The sequence below is a fragment of the Actinomadura roseirufa genome (assembly GCF_900659635.1).
Lineage (GTDB): Bacteria > Actinomycetota > Actinomycetes > Streptosporangiales > Streptosporangiaceae > Spirillospora > Spirillospora roseirufa.
In genome coordinates this window covers 14,693-32,012 of record NZ_CAACVB010000076.1, presented here as the reverse complement: position 1 = coordinate 32,012, position 17,320 = coordinate 14,693, and the positions used below count along the sequence as shown (strand labels likewise).

Below are 17,320 nucleotides of genomic sequence, written 5' to 3'. Positions count from 1 at the left end.
GATCCGGCGGGGCCCCGGCGAGCCGGGACCCCGTTCCGGCCTCGGGTCAGTCCTCGGACGCCGGCGTGGGCGGCGCGGACGGCGGCTCGGACCCGGGGGCCGCGCCGATGGGGCCGCTGACGGCGGTGAGGGCCTGGTCGAGCCCCTCACCGGAGCCGTCCCGGCGGCCGAGCGAGGCCGAGAGCGTGGCGGGCCTGCCGCCCGGCCCGGCCGCCCGCAGCGGCGTCGGAGCCGCCCACGCCTGGATCAGGACGTCCTCGCCCTTGAGGAAGCGGTGCGAGCGGACGCCGCCGGTCGCGCGGCCCTTGGCCGGGAAGTCGGCGAAGTCGGCGACCTTGATCGCGCCGGTCTGGGTGCCGGGCAGCGCCGAGGACGAGCCGGACACGGTGATCACCCGGGCCTCGCGGCCGGGGTCGAGCGCACCGAACCAGATGACGCGGGCGCCCTCCGCGAGCTTGATGCCGGCCATCCCCCCGGCCGCGCGGCCCTGCGGGCGGACGTTGGACGCGGCGAAGTGCAGCAGCTGGGCGTCGCCGGTGATGAACACGAGGTGCTGGTCCTCGGAGAGGAGCTGGACGGCGCCGACGACGCGGTCGCCCTCCTTGAGCCCGATCACCTCGAACTCGTCGCGGTTGGCGGGGAAGTCGGGGACGACCCGCTTGACGACGCCCTGCGCGGTGCCGAGGGCGAGGCCGCCGCCGCTGTCGGACAGGGCCGCGACGCCGACGACCGTCTCGTCCGCCGCGAGGTCGACGTACTCGGTGACGGGCGCGCCGCCGGCCAGGGACGGCGGTGACGCCGACGGCGGGAGGGCCGGCAGGTCCAGCACGTCGACGCGGATCACCCGGCCGAGCGAGGTGACCGCGCCGATCTGCGCGCGCGCCGTCGTCGGCACCACCGACACCAGCACGTCGTGCGGGGCGCGGGGGCCGCTGTCGGGCAGCGGCTCGGCGTGACCGGTGCGGGCCAGCAGGCCGGTGGAGGACATCAGTACCGTGCACGGGTCGTCGGCGACCTCGAGCGGCACCGCGGCGACCGCGGTCTGCCCGGGGGCCTCCAGCAGGGCGGTGCGCCGCGGCGTGGCGAACTCGGTGGCGACCTCGCCGAGCTCCTTGGAGACCAGGCCGCGCAGCTTGCGCTCCGACTCCAGGATCGCGGTCAGCCGGGCGATCTCCTTGTCGAGCTGCTCCTTCTCCTTCTCCAGCTCCAGCCGGTCGAAGCGGGTGAGGCGGCGCAGCGGCGTGTCGAGGATGTACTGCGACTGGATCTCCGACAGCTCGAAGATCTGCATGAGCCGCTGCTTGGCCTGGGCGGAGTCGTCGCTCTGCCGGATGACCTGGATGACCTCGTCGATGTTGAGCAGGGCGACCAGCAGGCCGTCGACCAGGTGCAGGCGCTCCTCGCGCCGCCGCCGCCGGTCCAGCGAGCGGCGGCGGACGACGTCGATGCGGTGGTCGACGTAGACCTGCAGCATGTCGCGCAGCCCGAGGGTGCGCGGCTGGCCGTCGACCAGCGCGACGTTGTTGATGCCGAAGGTCTCCTCCATCGGCGTCAGCCGGTACAGGTCGTTCAGCACCGCCTCGGGGTTGAAGCCGTTCTTGACCTCGATGACCAGGCGGAGGCCGACGTTGCGGTCGGTGAGGTCCTTCAGGTCGGCGATGCCCTGCAGCTTCTTGGCGTTGACCAGCTCCTTGATCTTCGCCTTGACGCGCTCGGGGCCGACGGCGTAGGGCAGCTCGCTGACGATGATGCCCTTACGGCGCGGCGTGACGTTCTCGATGGAGGTGGTGGCGCGGGTGCGGAAGGTCCCCCGGCCGCGCTCGTAGGCGTCGCGGATCCCGTCCAGGCCGACGATCATGCCGCCGGTGGGCAGGTCGGGGCCGGGGACGAAGCGCATCAGCTCCTCCAGCCCGGCGTCGGGGTGGTCGATCAGGTGCCGGGCCGCGGCGATGACCTCGCCGAGGTTGTGCGGCGCCATGTTGGTGGCCATCCCGACCGCGATCCCGGACGCGCCGTTGACCAGCAGGTTGGGGAACGCCGCGGGCAGGACCTCGGGCTCGGTCTCCTGGCCGTCGTAGTTGGGCCGGAACTCGACGGTGTCCTCGTCGATGGAGGTGACCATGAGCATGGCCTCGCGGGACATCCGGGCCTCGGTGTACCGCATGGCGGCGGGCAGGTCGTCGCCGCCCAGCGAGCCGAAGTTGCCGTGCCCGTCGACCAGCGGCATCCGCATCGCCCACGGCTGGGCCATCCGCACCATCGCGTCGTAGATGGCGCTGTCGCCGTGCGGGTGCAGCTTGCCCATGACCTCGCCGACGACGCGGGCGCACTTGACGTGCCCCCGGTCGGGTCGCAGGCCCATCTCGTTCATCGAGTACAGGATCCGCCGCTGGACGGGCTTCAGCCCGTCGCGCGCGTCGGGAAGCGCCCGCTGGTAGATGACCGAGTAGGCGTACTCGAGATAGCTGCCGCGCATCTCCTCGGAGACATCGACATCGATGATGTTCTCTTCGAAGTCCGGCGGCGGGGGAGGGGCCTGGGATCCGCGTCGTGCCATGCTGACATTGTGGCCGGTCCCGCGGACATCTTTCGCCCGCCCCACCGGCGGCCCGCCGATTGGTGCCGTTCTGTCACCCCGTCCGATCAGCGGCCATGGCAGTTTGGTCCGGGACGGACGGCTTCCCAGGCCCCCGGCCTCGTCCCGCGGAGGTTCCCATGAGCGCGCTCGCCGACTTCCAGAACTCCATCTACCTTCAGGGACTCGGTGACGTGCGCCCGGCACTGCCCACCGACCTCACCAGGCTCGAAGCGCTCGCCGAGCGCGCGCTGTCGGAGCGCGCGTTCGGCTACGTCGCGGGGGCGGCGGGCAGCGAGGCCACCGCGCGGGCCAACCGCGCCGCGTTCGAGCGCCGGAGGATCGTCCCGAGGATGCTGAGGGACGTGGCGGAACGGGACCTGTCGGTGGAGGTCCTCGGCACTCCCATGCCGTCCCCGGTATTGCTGGCGCCCATCGGAGTGCAGTCCCTCTTCCACCCGGACGGGGAACTGGCCGTGGCGCGGGCGGCGGCGGCCACGGGATTGACCATGGTGCTGAGCACGGTGGCGTCGCACTCGATCGAGGAGGTCGCGGCCACCGGCGGTGACGGCCCGCGCTGGTTCCAGTTGTACTGGCCCAAGGACCGCGACCTCGCCGTCAGCTTCCTAGAGCGCGCCAAGGCCGCGGGCTACACGGCCCTCGTCGTCACGCTCGACACCTTCACCCTGGCGTGGCGTCCCCGCGACCTTGACCAGGCGTACCTACCGTTCCTGCGCGGCATCGGCGTCGCCAACTACTTCAGCGACCCCGTCTTCCAGCGGGCCGTCGGCGGTCCCGTCACCGGCGCCAACCGTGACGCCGCGCTCCTGCACTGGGTCGCCACCTTCGGCAACCCCGGCCTGACCTGGGACGATCTCATCTTCCTCCGGGAGCACTGGGCCGGGCCGATCGCGCTCAAGGGCATCCAGCACCCCGACGACGCGCGGCGCGCCGTGGACGCCGGGATGGACGGCGTGATCGTCTCCAACCACGGCGGGCGGCAGGTGGACGGCGCCATCGCGTCGCTGGACGCCCTGCCGGGGGTCGTCGACGCGGTGCGGGACCAGACGACCGTCCTGTTCGACAGCGGCATCCGTACCGGCGCCGACATCATCAAGGCCCTCGCGCTCGGCGCCCAGGCGGTCCTGGTCGCGCGACCGTACGTCTATGGGCTGGCCCTCGGCGGTGAAGCGGGTGTCCAGCACGTCTTGCGCTGCCTCCAGGCGGACCTGGAGCTGACCATGGCCCTGTGCGGCGTCAGCCGTCCGGACGAACTGACTCCGGAGATCCTTTCCGAGGCGTAGGAGGGGCGAAGATCTCATGGAGGCGGGCCAGTTGCCCGTCTATCTCGGCCACGGCCGTCGCGGCGGGCGCCCCGTCCGCCGGCACACGCCGGTACGCGCCGTCCGCCCGTCCCGCCAGGGCGAGACGCACCGCGCCCACGTTGCGCCGCAGCTCACCGAGCCGGGCGTCCGGGGCGAGGCCCTGGACGGAGCGGACCGACGCCCGGAGCGCGTCGATCGCGTCGACGTGATGCGGAGTCCGGCGGGAGACGAGGCGGTGCATCGTCAGCGGCCCGTGGAGCAGGTCCAGTTCCGCGACCGCGCGCTCGAACCGGCGCGACGCGTCCGCCTCGCCCGCCAGCACGTCCGTGAGCGCGGCCAGCGCCTCGGCCGTCCGGCGGCGCAGGACGTCCCTGGTGCGGAAGGGGAGGATGAGCCAGGCCGCCGCGACGCCGATCACGGCGCCGGCCATGATCGCTTCCAGGCGGGTGCGCAGCAGCGGTTCCGCCGCCTGCCCGAAGTACCCGTACAGCAGGGACAGCGCCGCGGTGACGCCTCCGGCCCAGTACGCGTAGCTCCAGTGCCGCAGCCAGACCGCGATGCCGAGCACGATGAAGATGAGCACGACCGCGTCCTGGTCGCCCGGGGGATAGGCTCCCGCCGCCAGGGCCGCGACCAGAGTTCCTCCGGCCGCGCCAAGCGCGCGCAGCACGCCCTTGTGCAGGGCGTCACCGCGCCCGCGCGCCCCTTGGCACACGATGAAGGTCGTCAGCACGACCCACGCCCAGTGATCGGGGAAGAACAGGTGTCCCAGGGCGAACGCGGTGCTCAGCGCGGCACCCGTCTGCGCGGCCATCCGGGTACTGGGCGCGATGCGGCCCTTAGCCGCAGTCGGAAGAGGGCCCTGCCTCGGCGCGTCCCTGGCCCCGACGAGCAGTTGGAAGGCCGTGACCCAGAAACAGGCGATCAGGGCGACGATCGGCGCCCAAAGGACGCTGTTCACGTCATGACCGGGAATGCGGGGGACTGCGAGGAGAGCGATCGCCGGTAGCAGCGCCAGCTGTCCCGTACGCGCCGCACGGGCTCCGAACCGCCGAACCCAGATCGCGGACGTGACCAGAAGGGTGAAGGCCGCATCACCCAGGAACTTGCCGAGGAACGCCTCGCTTGACATGGCGTCGCCCAGCCCGGCCGAAACGATGGCGACCGCCGGGAGCGCGGCGAAACAGATGAACCGGTCCGGCAGAGCGGCGTTCCGCTCGGTCCGGGCGAGGCTGACGGACAGCACCACCGACTGGATGAGCACATCCGCGTTCAGGTGCGCGCTCCGCTGGAGGTACAAGGTCGAGCCATAGGCGGCGAGCACCGCGGCCATGGTGAGGGCGGCGGTGGAATACGCGCCCGTGCGCTTCCCGCTCGCTGTCGTGTCCGCGCTCACGGTGCCTCCGATTTAATAAGTGATAGCGTAATAGTATGACGCATCTGGAGGTGGCTGCGGAGATCCGGCACGGCGTGCTGACGCTGGCGCGGCGCATGCGCGCCGGCCGCCCGCCCGGAGCGCTGAGCAACAACAAGATCCTTGTGCTGGGTCATCTGCACCGGCGCGGACCGAGCACCGCCGGTGCGCTGGCCGCGGCGGAGGGGCAGCGGCCCCAGTCGCTCACCCGCGTCTTCGCCGAACTGGAGCGGGATGGCCTGATCTCACGGTCGCGGGACGCGCTCGACGGGCGCCAGGCCGTGCTGGCGATCTCGCCGGCGGGCGCCGCGGCGCTCCGCGCCGACATGCGCGAGCGCGACGCGTGGCTGGCCGGTGCGCTCGGCGGGCTCAGCGCCACCGAGCGCGAGGTCCTGCGCCTCGCGGCCCGGCTGATGGAACAGCTGGGAGATTAATTCGAAACCGCTTACTAATTCCCGTCGGCATTACTCATGCCGCCGCTCCCCGCCGGGTCTCAGCGGCGGGCCATGACCAGGGCGCCGCGCCTGGTCACCGGGAGCGGGGTGCGCACCCTCCGCGCGGCCTCGGCGGCCTGGGCGCCGGGCATCCGGCGGGCGATCAGGTAGTCGCGGACGGCGGCCGGGTCGGGCAGTGTGAGCAGCGGGGCGTCCCAGCGCTCCACCTCGACCTCCCCGAAGACCTCGCAGACCCTCGCCGGGGCCTCCTCGGCGTCGAACGGCGTGGGCTCGGGACGCCACACGGGCGCCAGCTCCGGGCTGTCGTCGCGGCAGATCGCCGTCGCGAACAGCAGGCCGCCCGGCACGAGCACCCGGCGCGCCTCGCGCAGCGCCGTCCGCGGATCCTCCAGGTGCCACAGCGCGTTCACCGCCACGACCGCGTCGAACACCGCGTCGCGGAACGGCAGCCGGGCGGCGTCGGCCCGGACGCACGGACCCGGATGGTCCCCCAGCACGGTGGCCGACCCGTCCGCGCCCACCAGCCGGAACGGCGGCGGATCGGGGAGGGCGACGTTGAGGGCGCCCTCCCCGCACCCGAGGTCCAGGACGCGCGGCGCGGCCGAGCGCAGCAGCTTCGAGGCGATGTGCTCGTGCAGGCTCCGCGCTCCGATCAGGTACTTGCGCGTGACCCTCGTGGCGAGACGGAGGCGCTCCGGGTCGGCGTCGTGGTCGGGCGTTACGGCCATGCGATGAGTCTGCCCCCGCGGGCAGGTCGGAAAGCGTCCCCGGCCACGGGCTCTCCCAGGGCCTTCGCGGCGCCTCGCCCGGGCCGCCGGCGGCCCGTGGATCAAGCGGTGGCCCCGCCGTCGACGACCATGTCGTGACCCACGACGAACGAGGACTCGTCCGAGGCCAGCCAGAGCACCGCCTCGGCGATCTCGGCCGTCCCCGCGGCGCGGCCCGCGGGGACGGCCGTGCGCAGCCGGGCGTACCGGTCGGCGCGCGACTCGCCGGGCCGGAAGGACATCGGGGTGTCGCTGGCGCCGGGGCTCACCGCGTTGACGCGGACGCCGTCGCCGATGCACTCGCGGGCCGCCGTGCGGGTCAGGGCGCTGACCCCGGCCTTGGACGCCGCGTAGGCCGCCATTCCGGGGCGGCGGCCGTGGGCGCCGATGTTGGAGGCGGTGTTGACGATCGTGCCGCCGCCGTGCGCCCGCATGTGCGCGATCTCGTGCTTCATGCACAGGAAGACGCCGGTCAGGTTCACGGCGAGGACCTCCGTCCAGACGTCGTCGGCGAGATCGGCGACGGGGGCGGCCCCACCGAAGATCCCCGCGTTGTTGAACGCGACGTGCAGGCCGCCGTGCCGCCCGGTGACGGTCGCGACCATCCGGGCGACGTCCGCCGGGTCCGTCACGTCCACGACCACGTGGTCGGCGCGGCCGGATCCGGCCGCACGCCCGATCTCCCCGGCCGCGTGGCCGAGGGCGGCGGAGTCGCGCCCCGCGAGGACCACGGTGGCGCCCTCGCGGGCGAAGCCGAGCGCCGCGGCCCGGCCGATGCCTCCGGCGCCGCCGGTGACGAGGACGACCCTGCCGTCGAAACGTCCGGTCATGATGAGCTCCCCAATTTGAGATCGATCGTTCTGAAATGAGCGCCCGCGGGGGCCGCCGTCGGACGGCGGGCCGGTCGCAGGACGGTTCGGACGGGCGGTCGGGCCGGGGGCCGGTCCGCGAGCGGACGCGGTCGGCGCCCCTGGCCCGGTCGGGCGGGATCAGAGCCTGGCGGGCCGGCCGGGTGGAGATGATCTACGGGCGGGCCTGGCGGTGCCCCGGATCAGTCGAGCAGGGTCAGGGCCTGGCGGGCGGCGTCCCGGAGCCGGTCGTCGCTCGCCGGGGCGCGGCCCAGGACGCGCATGCCCTGGAACAGCACGAGCAGGAGCCGTGCCAGGGCGCGGGGATCGCGGTCGGGCGGCAGTTCGCCCTGGGCGCGGGCGCGGGTCAGTGCCGAGGTCAGGGACGCCTCCAGGAAAGCCCAGCTGGCCTCCACCAGGCGCGCGGCCTCGGCGTCGCGCGGGCCGAGCTCGACCGCGGCGTTGACCACCATGCAGCCGAGCCGCGGCCGGTCGCGGCCGGACTCCGCGGCGAAGCGCTCGACGAGCTCCCGGACCGCCGGCAGGACGGGGCCGGGCCGCGCCAGCGCCTCGCCGACCACGGGATCGGTCGTGCTCACGTACCGGCCGAGGGCCTTCAGGTACAGCTCGCGCTTGCCGCCGAACGTCGCGTAGATGCTCGCGCGGGCGATGCCGAGGCGCTCGACGAGATCCGCCATCGACGTCGCCTCGTAGCCGCGTTCCCAGAACAGGTCCAGGGCCCGCCGCAGCGCCGCGTCCGGGTCGAACTCCTTGGTGCGCGCCATGGACGCGACCTTAGAGCGTTCCAGAACGAACGGTCAAATATGAGGGATCGGATCTAGGATCGCGCCGCCGGGACCACCGGGCGGTCCAGGTCGAGCGAGTCCAGCACCGCGCCGTCCGCGGCCAGGGCCTCGATCACCGGTCCCCGGCGGGCCGACCACACGACGGCGACATGCCCGTGGACGGGGACCTCCAGCAGCCGCTGGCCGATCCGGATCCTGGCGACCTCCGACGAGGCCCGCAGCCGCGCCTCGTTGACCCACTTCGCGCCCCAGGGCAGCAGCCGGTTGGCGTTGCGGACGGTCCGGCCCGACCCGTACTTCTCCAGGTGGCGGCCCATCTCGCCGGACGAGCGGCGGGTCAGCGGCTGGTCCGGGGCCGAGCCGCCCCCGCCGCCGAGCTCCATCCACTCGCCGTCGCGGCGGTGGAACGTCCAGCCCTCGATGAACGTGGCCGCCCCGGTCGCCGCGTCCCCCCAATGGTGCAGGAACGTGACAACGGCGACGTCACCGTCCCGGTCGAGGCCGAGCGGGAGGAAGTCCCGGCCCTCGGTGAAGGCGTCGGGGGCGGGGTCGGGCAGGCCGTCCCGCAGGAGCCGCAGGCACTCCTCGTGCACCTCGTGGTCGTTCATGTTCCGGGACCTCTGATCGTGCAGGCAGGGCAAGGGGCCCTCCCGGAAGAGGGCCCCTTCGTGGCACTCACTCTAGAGGTCCGGCTCGTCTGGTTTCACCCGTCTGGCGTACTCCCGTCGATGCTTTGCCATCGGTCCTTAACCTGGGCTCAACGAGCGGCCCGCGCGTGGACCTCCGCGGGCGCCGCCGTTCCGTGCGCGGTGTCGCGGGCGGTGCCGCGCGGCACCGCCCGCGCGGCCAGGACGGCGCACAGGGCGGCCAGCGGCAGTTCGGCCCCGAGGGCCAGCGCGATGGCCATGGTGCGCTCGGCGCCGGACGGGGCGGTGACCACGTCGAACCAGGCGTCCACCAGCAGCATGCCGCCGGTGGCCGCGGCGATCAGCCCGTGGCGGGGGTCGCCGCGGGTGAACAGCACGCCCGTCCCGAGCAGCCCGGCGGCGAGCATCATGTCCAGGCCGACCCACGCCGCCGACCAGTGGGACACCTGCGTCGTGGAGGGCAGCCGGGAGGCGAGCGTCCACATCCAGGGCACCATGGCGGCGCCTGCGGCGATGAAGCACCACCCGAGCCAGGGCCGGCGGGACCGTTCCGATGCGGCGGTCCGCTCGTCCAGCGAGAGGACCGTGGTGCCGGGACGGTCCACGCCGGTCACGCGGGAGGAACGCCGAGGGCGCTCGAAGAGGGCGGGACGGCCGCGTGCGGCGCCACCGGGCCGGGCGGGTGCCGGACGAAGCAGCCTGAGCGGGCGGCGGGCGGGACGGGACCCGAACGGGGTGATGCTGGCGACCATGACCGAACTCCTCCGGAGGTGGACTCGCACCCCTCGGCGGGTGCTGTAACAAGGCTGGCCGCAGGGCGCGCCGGACTCAGTAGCGTGCATATCCGAGTCGGGGTGGCACTAGGTTCACCTCCGGGCCGGATGCCTGATTCATGGGAACCCGCCACCAGGGGCAATACGGTTGCCCCATGGCATCCATCTCTCCGGCACGGCGTGCGCTCGAGCATGCACCGTGGTCCCGGGCGACGTGGCGGGACACCGCGTTCGTCGCCTCAGGGGTGCCCCTGCAGTTCGCGGGCTGGACGATCGGCGCCGCGTTCTGGACGGTCTGGATCCCCGTGAACCTCGTTCCGCTCGTGGTCCTGGCGACGGTCTCGCTCCTGGCGATGCTGCTCGCGCTACGGCCGCTGACGTCCTGGCAGCGGGAGCGCTGCTGGGCGATGCTCGGCCTGGAGATCTCGCGCATGCCGGACTTCGACGACGGACGCCCGTGGGACGCGCTGCGCAACCTCCGCTCACCGGAGGTCTGGCGGGTCATCCGCTACCACCTGGTGGTGGGGCCGTTCCTGGCGGTCGGCGCGCTCACGACCCTCGCCACCTGGATGGCCGGGGCGTTCCTGGCGACCTGTGCGTCCTATGCGTGGGCGCTGCCCTACTCGAACCCGCTGAGCCTGTCGGCGCACGCGATCCGCATCGGGGTCCTGAGCGGGCTCGGCGTGCTGCTGCTGCTCGCCGCGCCGTGGGTGGCGGCGGCGGTGCGCCGTGCGGACGCCCGCGCAGCCGTCACGCTGCTCGGGCCCGACCGGGCCGCGGAACTGGAGCGGCGCGTCGAGGACCTGGCCGAGAAGCGCGCCAGCGTGGTGGACGCCGCCGACCTCGAGCGCCGCCGCATCGAGCGCGACCTGCACGACGGGGCGCAGCAGCGGCTGGTGTCGCTCGCGCTGAACCTCGGGCTGGCCCGCGAGACCCTCAGCGGCGTCCCGGACGAGGCCATGCAGGTGATCATCGAGGCGCACGAGGAGGCCAAGGAGGCGCTCACCGAGCTGCGCAACCTGATCCGCGGCCTGCATCCGGCCGTGCTGGAGGACCGCGGTCTGGACGCCGCGCTCTCCGGCGTCGCCGCGCGGGTGCCGCTGGAGGTGGCGTTGCGGGTCGAGGTGGAGCCGCGCGCCTCGTCGACCGTCGAGGCCGTCGCCTATTTCGTCGTCTCCGAGGCCCTCACCAATGTCGTCAAGCACGCGCGCGCGTCGGCGGTGGAGGTGACGGTGCTCCGGGAGGGCGACACGCTCCGGGTGGTCGTCACCGACGACGGCGTGGGCGGTGCCGATCCGTCCGGCGGGACGGGGCTGACCGGACTCGCGCGGCGCGTGCAGTCCGTGGACGGTACCTTCCGGATCAGCAGCCCCGCCGGGGGGCCGACGACCGTCACCGTGGAGTTGCCGTGCGCATTGTGATCGCCGAGGACTCGGTCCTGCTGCGGGCCGGGCTGATCAAGCTGCTGGAGACCTCCGGCTTCGAGGTGGCGGCGGCGGTCGGCGAGGCCGAGGGGCTCCTGGCGGCCGTGCGGCAGCACCGCCCGGACGCGGCCATCGTGGACGTGCGGATGCCGCCCGGCTTCACCGACGAGGGGGTCCGCGCGGCGCTGGTGATGCGGCGCGAGGCGCCCGAGGTCGCGGTGCTGCTGCTGTCGCAGTTCGTGGAGGAGCGGTACGCCGCCGATCTGCTGTCGACCAGCACCAGCGGCGTCGGGTACCTGCTGAAGGACCGTGTCGCCGACGTGTCGGTGTTCCTGGACGCCCTGCGTCGTGTCGCCGCCGGAGGCACCGCCCTGGACCCCGAGGTCGTCTCCCAGCTTCTGCTGCGCCGCCACCGCGATCCGCTCGACCGGCTGACGCCCCGGGAGAAGGAGGTCCTGGCGCTGATGGCGGAGGGACGCTCCAACGCGGGGATCGCCGGGGCCCTGGTGGTGAGCGAGAGCGCCGTGGCCAAGCACATCAACAGCATCTTCGCCAAGCTCGACCTCCCGCACGCCGAGGGCGACCACCGGCGCGTCCTGGCGGTGCTGCGCTTCCTGGACGGTGACACGTGACCTCCCCGGCCGGAGCCGGCGGCCCCGGGGCGGGCGCCGCCGAGCGCCCGCGGCGGCGCGCCGTGTGGATCTGCCTGGCGGTCGCGACGGCCCTGGCGATGGTGGAGCCCATGGCCGTGTGGGCGGGGGGCCGGACGATGCGCCAGACGAGCCACCGGACGACCCCGTACCGGCACGCGATCAAGGAGGTGCGGCTGGACCTCGGGGACGCCGAAGCCTCCGTGGGGCCCGGACCCGCGGGGGAGGCGAGCGTCCAGCAACGGCTCACCTGGGCCGTCGGCAAGCCGGTCGTGGAGCAGGCGCTCGTCGGCGACGTCCTGCGGGTCAGGTTCCGCTGCCGGAACAAGTCCACCCTGTACGGCGCGTTCGAGTGCGGCGCGAACATCGACCTTCAGGTGCCGCCGGACGCGCGCGTGACGGCCGTCACCAGCTCCGGGCAGCTCACCGTCCGGGGCATCACCGGGGACCTCGACCTGCGCACCTCGTCGGGCAAGATCACGCTGGCCGACACCCGGGGGGCCCTGCGCGCCCGGGCCCGGTCGGGCACGATCAAGGGCACCGGGCTGGCCGCCCCCACGACCAAGGCCGAGGTGTCCTCCGGTGACGTCGACCTGCGCTACACGACGCCGCCCGACCAGGTGGAGGCGGCGGCGGACTCCGGCCAGGTGAAAGTGATCGTCCCGCGGGGGTCGCGCTTCAACGTCCTCAGCCGGAACGGCTCCGGCTCGTCCCACATCAACGACGCGGTCGTCGACCAGCGGTCCGCGCAGACCATCTCCGTCCGCTCGAACTCCGGCTCCACCCACGTGGACTACGACGACGACTGACCGGTCCCGGACCGTGCGGCGGCGGGCGGCGTGCGGGCCGGTGCCCGGCGCGAGACGTCCACCGTGGACCGGGTGGGTCCTGCTTGGGCGGATTTGCGTCATCTGTCTTAACCCGCTTAACTGATGACATGACCGACGTACGCCCGTGCGCGACGTGCTGCCCGCCGAACCGGTGGGCCATGAGGTGCGCCCACCGGCGAATGTGTGACGGCTGAGGGCCCCTACCTGAGCCTCGCGCCCCGAAGCGAGCCACTCCGAGACCCGAGTCGCGCATGAACTTCGAACGTCATCTGCTGAGCCATACCCCCTACCCGCCCGGCCGCGCCTGACCGCGCGCCCGAGCGCCGGCCGGCCTGCCCTCCCGCGCTCCTGGATGGACATCGGTTCCTCCTTCACGTTGGGCGAAAGCGCCGCCTTCAGCGTCGCGTCCCGCGCACCCGCGTGGAAGTAGAACCACGTTCTGTGGATAACGGCCGCGTCCTCCGCCTCCGGCGGCGGGCGCCGAGCGCGCGCCCCGGACAGCACCCGTCCTGACCTGCCCGTTCGCTCCGCCCGCCGTGGCGGCGCCCCTTCGCACGGATGATTCTCTGTGATTCAGATCGAAAAACTTAGAAAGGTCTATCGCGCCCGCGGGCGCGAGGTGACCGCCGTCGACGGCGTCGACCTGGCCGTTCCCGAAGGCGAGATCTTCGGGGTGCTGGGGCGCAGCGGCGCGGGCAAGAGCACGCTGCTGCGCTGCGTCAACCTGCTGGAGCGGCCGGACGCGGGGCGCGTGCTGATCGACGGGCGCGACCTGCTGGCGCTCAACGGCGCCGAGCTGCGCCGCGCCCGGCAGGGCATCGGCATGATCCACCAGCACTTCGGGCTGCTCGGCAGCCGCACCGTCGCGGGCAACGTGGCGTTCCCGCTGGAGGTCATGGGCGTGCGGCGGGCGGAGCGGTCGGCGCGGGTCGCCGAGCTCCTGGAGCTGGTCGGGCTCACCGACCACGCCGGGGCCTACCCCGCGCAGATCTCGGGCGGGCAGAAGCAGCGCGTCGGCATCGCCCGCGCGCTGGCGGGGCGGCCGAAGGTGCTGCTGTCGGACGAGGCGACCTCGGCGCTCGACCCGGAGACCACCGCGTCGATCCTGGAGCTGCTGCGCGACCTCAACCGGCGCCTGGGCCTCACCGTTCTGCTGATCACCCACGAGATGGAGGTCGTCAAGCGGATCTGCGACTCGGCCGCGGTGATGCGCGACGGCCGGTTCACCGAGTCGGGGCCGGTGACCGAGCTGCTCGCGCGCCCCGGGTCCGAGCTCGCGCGGGGCCTGTTCCCGCTGCCGGCCGTGGCGCCGCGCGACGGCGTGACCGTCGTCGAGGTCACGTTCGTCGGCGGGACGGCCGACCGGCCCTTCGTGTCCGCCCTGGCGCGCGAGTACTCGCTGGACGTCAACATCCTCGGCGGCGCCGTGGAGACCGTCGGCGGCGAGCGCGTCGGGCGGCTGCAGCTGGAGCTGCCGGGCGCCCCCGAGGCCAACGCCGCGCAGCTGGCGTTCCTGCGCGACTCCGGCCTGGCCGTCGAGGTCAGGGCCCCCGCGACCACCGAGGAGGACGACCGATGACCTGGGACGAGGTCACCCCGCTGCTGTGGCCCGCCACCCGCGAGACGCTGTACATGACCGGCGTCGCCACGCTGTTCACCGCCGTCCTCGGGCTGCTGCTCGGGGTACTACTGGTGATCACCGAGCGGGGCGGCCTGCTGCCCGCCCCGCCGGTGCAGCGGGCGCTCGGCGTCGTGGTCAACGTCGGCCGCTCGCTGCCGTTCCTGATCCTGATGGTCGCGATCATCCCGTTCACCCGGGTGGTCGTGGGCACCAGCATCGGCAACGCGGCGGCGATCGTCCCGCTGACGGTCGGCGCCATCCCGTTCTACGCGCGGCTCGTCGAGATCGCGCTGCGCGAGGTCGACCCGGGCGTGGTCGCGGCCGCCGACGCGATGGGCGCCACCCGCCGGGAGATCGTCACCAAGGTGCTGCTGCGGGAGGCGCGGCCGGGCCTGGTGTCCGGCCTGACCGTCACCGTGATCGCACTGATCGGCTACACCGCCATGGCCGGCACGGTCGGCGGCGGGGGGCTCGGCAACCTCGCCATCACCTACGGCTACGAACGCTTCGAGACCAAGGTCATGATCGCCACAGTCGTGCTGCTCGTGGTCCTGGTCCTCATCATCCAGGCGGCCGGGGATCTTATCGCCCGCCGTCTGACGCACAAGTGACACCCCACCGGGCAACCCACAGAAAGGCACTCATCGTGCTCCGCAAGATATCCCTCGCGCTGGTCTCCGCCGGTCTCCTCGCGGGCCTGACCGCGTGCGGCTCGTCCGAGGCGTCCAACGACGCGGACGCGCCGCTGAAGGTGGCGGTCAACCCCGTCCCCCACGGCGACATCCTCAAGTACGTCAAGGACAACCTCGCCTCGAAGGCCGGCCTCAAGCTGGAGATCGTGACCTTCGACGACTACCAGCAGCCCAACACCGTGCTGAAGGAGAAGCAGGTCACGGCCAACTACTTCCAGCACGTGCCGTTCATGGAGGAGTTCGAGAAGAAGTCCGGCACGAAGCTCACCTTCGTCGCGCCCGTCCACCTGGAGCCGCTCGGCGTCTACTCCAAGAAGGTCAAGAGCCTGCAGGCCGTCCCGCAGGGCGCGACCGTCGCGGTTCCCAACGACCCCGCGAACGAGGGCCGCTCCCTGAAGCTGCTGGCCGACAACGGGCTGCTCACGCTGAAGCCGGGGGCGCCGACCAGCGCCACCGAGAAGGACATCGCGAGCAACCCCAAGGGCCTGAAGTTCAAGCCGCTCAAGGCCGCGCAGCTGCCCCGCTCCCTGGAGGACGTGGACCTCTCGGTGATCAACGGCAACTACGCGATCGAGGCGAACCTGGCGCCGAACAAGGACGCGCTCGCCGCGGAGAAGCCGGAGGGCAATCCCTACGCCAACGGCGTCGTCACCCTTCCGGAGAACAAGGACGACCCGCGTGTCAAGAAGCTGGTCTCGCTGCTCCGCGGCCCCGAGGTGAAGAAGTTCGTCGAGGACAAGTACAAGGGGTCGGTGCTCATCGCGTCCTGACCCGTGCGCGAGGACCCCGGGTGCGGTGTCACCCGGGGTCCTCTCGTATGCGGGGGACGGCACCGCAAAACGGGTCGCGGGGTCGCGAGGGCGCTGCCTAGTCTTGCCTCGGGCGACCGGACGAACGGGGGATCCGTGACCGATGCCATGACCGGACGCGACGAACAGGATCTCGACCTCGCGTCCGCGCGCGCCCTGGCCGCCGGGCTGCAGCGGCTGCTGCGCACCGCGGGGGAGCGGATCGGCGAGGGCAACGAGCGGTCACCGCTCATCACGCGGATCACAGAGCACATCGGGGTGCCGTACCGCGACCTGGTGATGGTCGGGCAGGACTACAAGGGCTGGGAGCACGCCGGCCTCCAGCGCGGGATCGACGCCTACCTGGCGGCCCGGACGCCCGCCGCCGAGTGGTTCGGCATCGCGGGCGCCGAGCGGCACTACGACTCCCTTGGCGCCATGGTGGGCGCGGCGGTGACGCAGGGGTTCTACTCACTCGGCCGCCCCGAGTACGGCACCGCGGCGGTCGGCCCCGACGCCTCGATGGAGGTCGTCGAGATCGGCATGGTGCCGTCGACGGCGCCGGACGGCTCCCCGGTCGTCCTCGGCGTGCTCACCCGCGAGTCCTACGAGGCGCTGTGCGTCCTCAGCGTGTTCGCCCGGGACCGGGCGACCGCCGCGTCCGTCCGCGACGAGGTCGAGCGCCTGCGGCGCGAGCACGACGTCATGCGCGGGCAGGTACTGACCTTCGGCGCCTCCGAGTACCAGCAGAACGCCCTGGTCTCGTTCCTGCCGCGACCGCATCTCGGCGCCTCCGAGGTGGTGCTGCCCGACGGGCGCCTGGAGGCGATCGAGGCGCACGTCGTCGGCATCGCCGAACACGCGGAGCGGCTCCTCGCCGCCGGTCAGCACCTCAAGCGCGGGCTGCTGCTGCACGGCCCGCCCGGCACGGGCAAGACGCACACCGTCCGCTACCTGATGGGACGGCTCCTCGGTTACACGATCATCCAGCTCACCGGTCCCGCCATGCGCTTCCTGGACGAGGCCGTGGCGCTGGCGCGGAGCCTGCAACCCGCCGTCGTCGTCGTGGAGGACGTCGACCTGGTCGCCGAGGACCGTGACCTGGTGGAGGGCGGTTCCGGCCCGCTGCTGTTCTCGCTGCTGGACGCGATGGACGGCGTCGCGGGCGACGCCGACGTCGTGTTCGTGCTGACCACCAACCGCGTCGAGGTGCTCGAGCGCGCGCTCGCCGAGCGGCCCGGCCGGATCGACCTGGCGGTGGAGGTCCCCCGCCCGGACGCCGCGGGACGGGTGGAGCTGCTGCGCCTCTACGGGCGGAAGCTGCGCCTCGACGCCGACCTGGACGACATCGCCGCGCGGACGGAGGGCGTGACGGCGTCGTTCATCAAGGAGCTGGTCCGCCGCGCCGTGCTCGTGGCGCTGCGCGACGGGGCGGCCCCGGGCACCCTGACCGGCGCGCACTTCGGCGCGGCCGTGACGGAGATGTTCGACCCGGCGCAGTCGCTGACCCGCGGCCTGCTGGGCGCCTCCCGAGAAAACGGCGCCTCCCGGGAACACGATGACGCCCTCGAATACGGCGACGCCTCTCACGGTGCGGGACGTCCCGGAGACGGTGTGTTCCCAGGAGGAGGACACGACGATGAGGACGGCTGAAGCGCGGCGGTTTGTCCTCCACGGCTGATAGGACATGGGCCCTACGAACTCG

General features: G+C 73.0%; 16 protein-coding genes. 9 read left to right on the top strand and 7 right to left on the bottom strand.

The window, feature by feature from the left end; translation table 11 throughout:
• Window positions 1-46 precede the first annotated feature (46 nt).
• Window positions 47-2,557 (bottom strand): DNA gyrase/topoisomerase IV subunit A, encoded by a 2,511-nt coding sequence (locus E1291_RS18120; protein ID WP_131738998.1) that lies wholly within the window; start codon window positions 2,555-2,557, stop codon window positions 47-49.
• Between the two features lie 158 nt (window positions 2,558-2,715).
• Between E1291_RS18120 and E1291_RS18115 the strand changes: the two genes are divergently transcribed.
• Entirely contained in the window at window positions 2,716-3,879 is a 1,164-nt protein-coding gene (locus tag E1291_RS18115) for a lactate 2-monooxygenase (protein ID WP_131738997.1), read from the top strand.
• Here the strand turns inward: E1291_RS18115 and E1291_RS18110 are convergent.
• Window positions 3,833-5,296: an FUSC family protein gene (locus E1291_RS18110; RefSeq protein WP_131738996.1), complete on the bottom strand. Its 1,464-nt coding sequence runs from the start codon at window positions 5,294-5,296 to the stop codon at window positions 3,833-3,835. The genes E1291_RS18115 and E1291_RS18110 overlap by 47 nt on opposite strands.
• A 35-nt stretch (window positions 5,297-5,331) precedes the next feature.
• Here E1291_RS18110 and E1291_RS18105 point away from each other — a divergent pair, with 35 nt between their 5' ends.
• Window positions 5,332-5,748, top strand: coding sequence for a MarR family winged helix-turn-helix transcriptional regulator (locus E1291_RS18105; RefSeq protein WP_131738995.1), 417 nt, complete (start codon window positions 5,332-5,334; stop codon window positions 5,746-5,748).
• Between the two features lie 59 nt (window positions 5,749-5,807).
• Here E1291_RS18105 and E1291_RS18100 read toward each other — a convergent pair whose 3' ends face one another.
• The 5 genes from E1291_RS18100 to E1291_RS43295 all read right to left on the bottom strand — a co-directional run bounded on the left by E1291_RS18100 (window position 5,808) and on the right by E1291_RS43295 (window position 9,589).
• On the bottom strand, window positions 5,808-6,497 hold the full coding sequence (locus tag E1291_RS18100; RefSeq protein ID WP_131738994.1) for a class I SAM-dependent methyltransferase: 690 nt from the start codon (window positions 6,495-6,497) through the stop codon (window positions 5,808-5,810).
• Window positions 6,498-6,598: 101 nt separating this feature from the next.
• Window positions 6,599-7,366: an SDR family NAD(P)-dependent oxidoreductase gene (locus E1291_RS18095; protein ID WP_131738993.1), complete on the bottom strand. Its 768-nt coding sequence runs from the start codon at window positions 7,364-7,366 to the stop codon at window positions 6,599-6,601.
• 221 nt (window positions 7,367-7,587) lie between these two features.
• Window positions 7,588-8,169 carry a TetR/AcrR family transcriptional regulator gene (locus E1291_RS18090; protein WP_131738992.1) on the bottom strand — a complete coding sequence of 194 codons (582 nt, stop codon included), beginning with the start codon at window positions 8,167-8,169 and terminating at the stop codon, window positions 7,588-7,590.
• A 53-nt stretch (window positions 8,170-8,222) separates the two neighbouring features.
• Window positions 8,223-8,798, bottom strand: coding sequence for a hypothetical protein (locus tag E1291_RS18085; protein WP_242614217.1), 576 nt, complete (start codon window positions 8,796-8,798; stop codon window positions 8,223-8,225).
• Window positions 8,799-8,947: 149 nt separating this feature from the next.
• Entirely contained in the window at window positions 8,948-9,589 is a 642-nt protein-coding gene (locus tag E1291_RS43295) for a hypothetical protein (RefSeq protein ID WP_207400789.1), read from the bottom strand.
• Window positions 9,590-9,765: 176 nt separating this feature from the next.
• Between E1291_RS43295 and E1291_RS18075 the strand changes: the two genes are divergently transcribed.
• The 7 genes from E1291_RS18075 (at window position 9,766) to E1291_RS18045 (ending at window position 17,268) form a co-directional block, all read left to right on the top strand.
• Window positions 9,766-11,031, top strand: coding sequence for a sensor histidine kinase (locus E1291_RS18075; protein WP_131738991.1), 1,266 nt, complete (start codon window positions 9,766-9,768; stop codon window positions 11,029-11,031).
• The gene (locus tag E1291_RS18070) at window positions 11,019-11,666 is read left to right on the top strand and encodes a response regulator (protein WP_131738990.1); all 648 of its coding nucleotides are present in this window, start codon (window positions 11,019-11,021) and stop codon (window positions 11,664-11,666) included. The genes E1291_RS18075 and E1291_RS18070 overlap by 13 nt, the downstream gene beginning before the upstream one ends.
• Complete coding sequence (locus E1291_RS18065; RefSeq protein WP_131738989.1) at window positions 11,663-12,493, top strand: DUF4097 family beta strand repeat-containing protein; 831 nt, start codon at window positions 11,663-11,665, stop codon at window positions 12,491-12,493. The genes E1291_RS18070 and E1291_RS18065 overlap by 4 nt, the downstream gene beginning before the upstream one ends.
• 589 nt (window positions 12,494-13,082) lie before the next feature.
• Window positions 13,083-14,093: a methionine ABC transporter ATP-binding protein gene (locus E1291_RS18060; RefSeq protein WP_131738988.1), complete on the top strand. Its 1,011-nt coding sequence runs from the start codon at window positions 13,083-13,085 to the stop codon at window positions 14,091-14,093.
• On the top strand, window positions 14,090-14,746 hold the full coding sequence (locus tag E1291_RS18055) for a methionine ABC transporter permease (RefSeq protein WP_131738987.1): 657 nt from the start codon (window positions 14,090-14,092) through the stop codon (window positions 14,744-14,746). The genes E1291_RS18060 and E1291_RS18055 overlap by 4 nt, the downstream gene beginning before the upstream one ends.
• Before the next feature lie 35 nt (window positions 14,747-14,781).
• Window positions 14,782-15,597 carry a MetQ/NlpA family ABC transporter substrate-binding protein gene (locus E1291_RS18050; protein ID WP_131738986.1) on the top strand — a complete coding sequence of 272 codons (816 nt, stop codon included), beginning with the start codon at window positions 14,782-14,784 and terminating at the stop codon, window positions 15,595-15,597.
• A 135-nt stretch (window positions 15,598-15,732) separates the two neighbouring features.
• Window positions 15,733-17,268, top strand: coding sequence for an AAA family ATPase (locus tag E1291_RS18045; RefSeq protein WP_207400788.1), 1,536 nt, complete (start codon window positions 15,733-15,735; stop codon window positions 17,266-17,268).
• Window positions 17,269-17,320 lie beyond the last annotated feature (52 nt).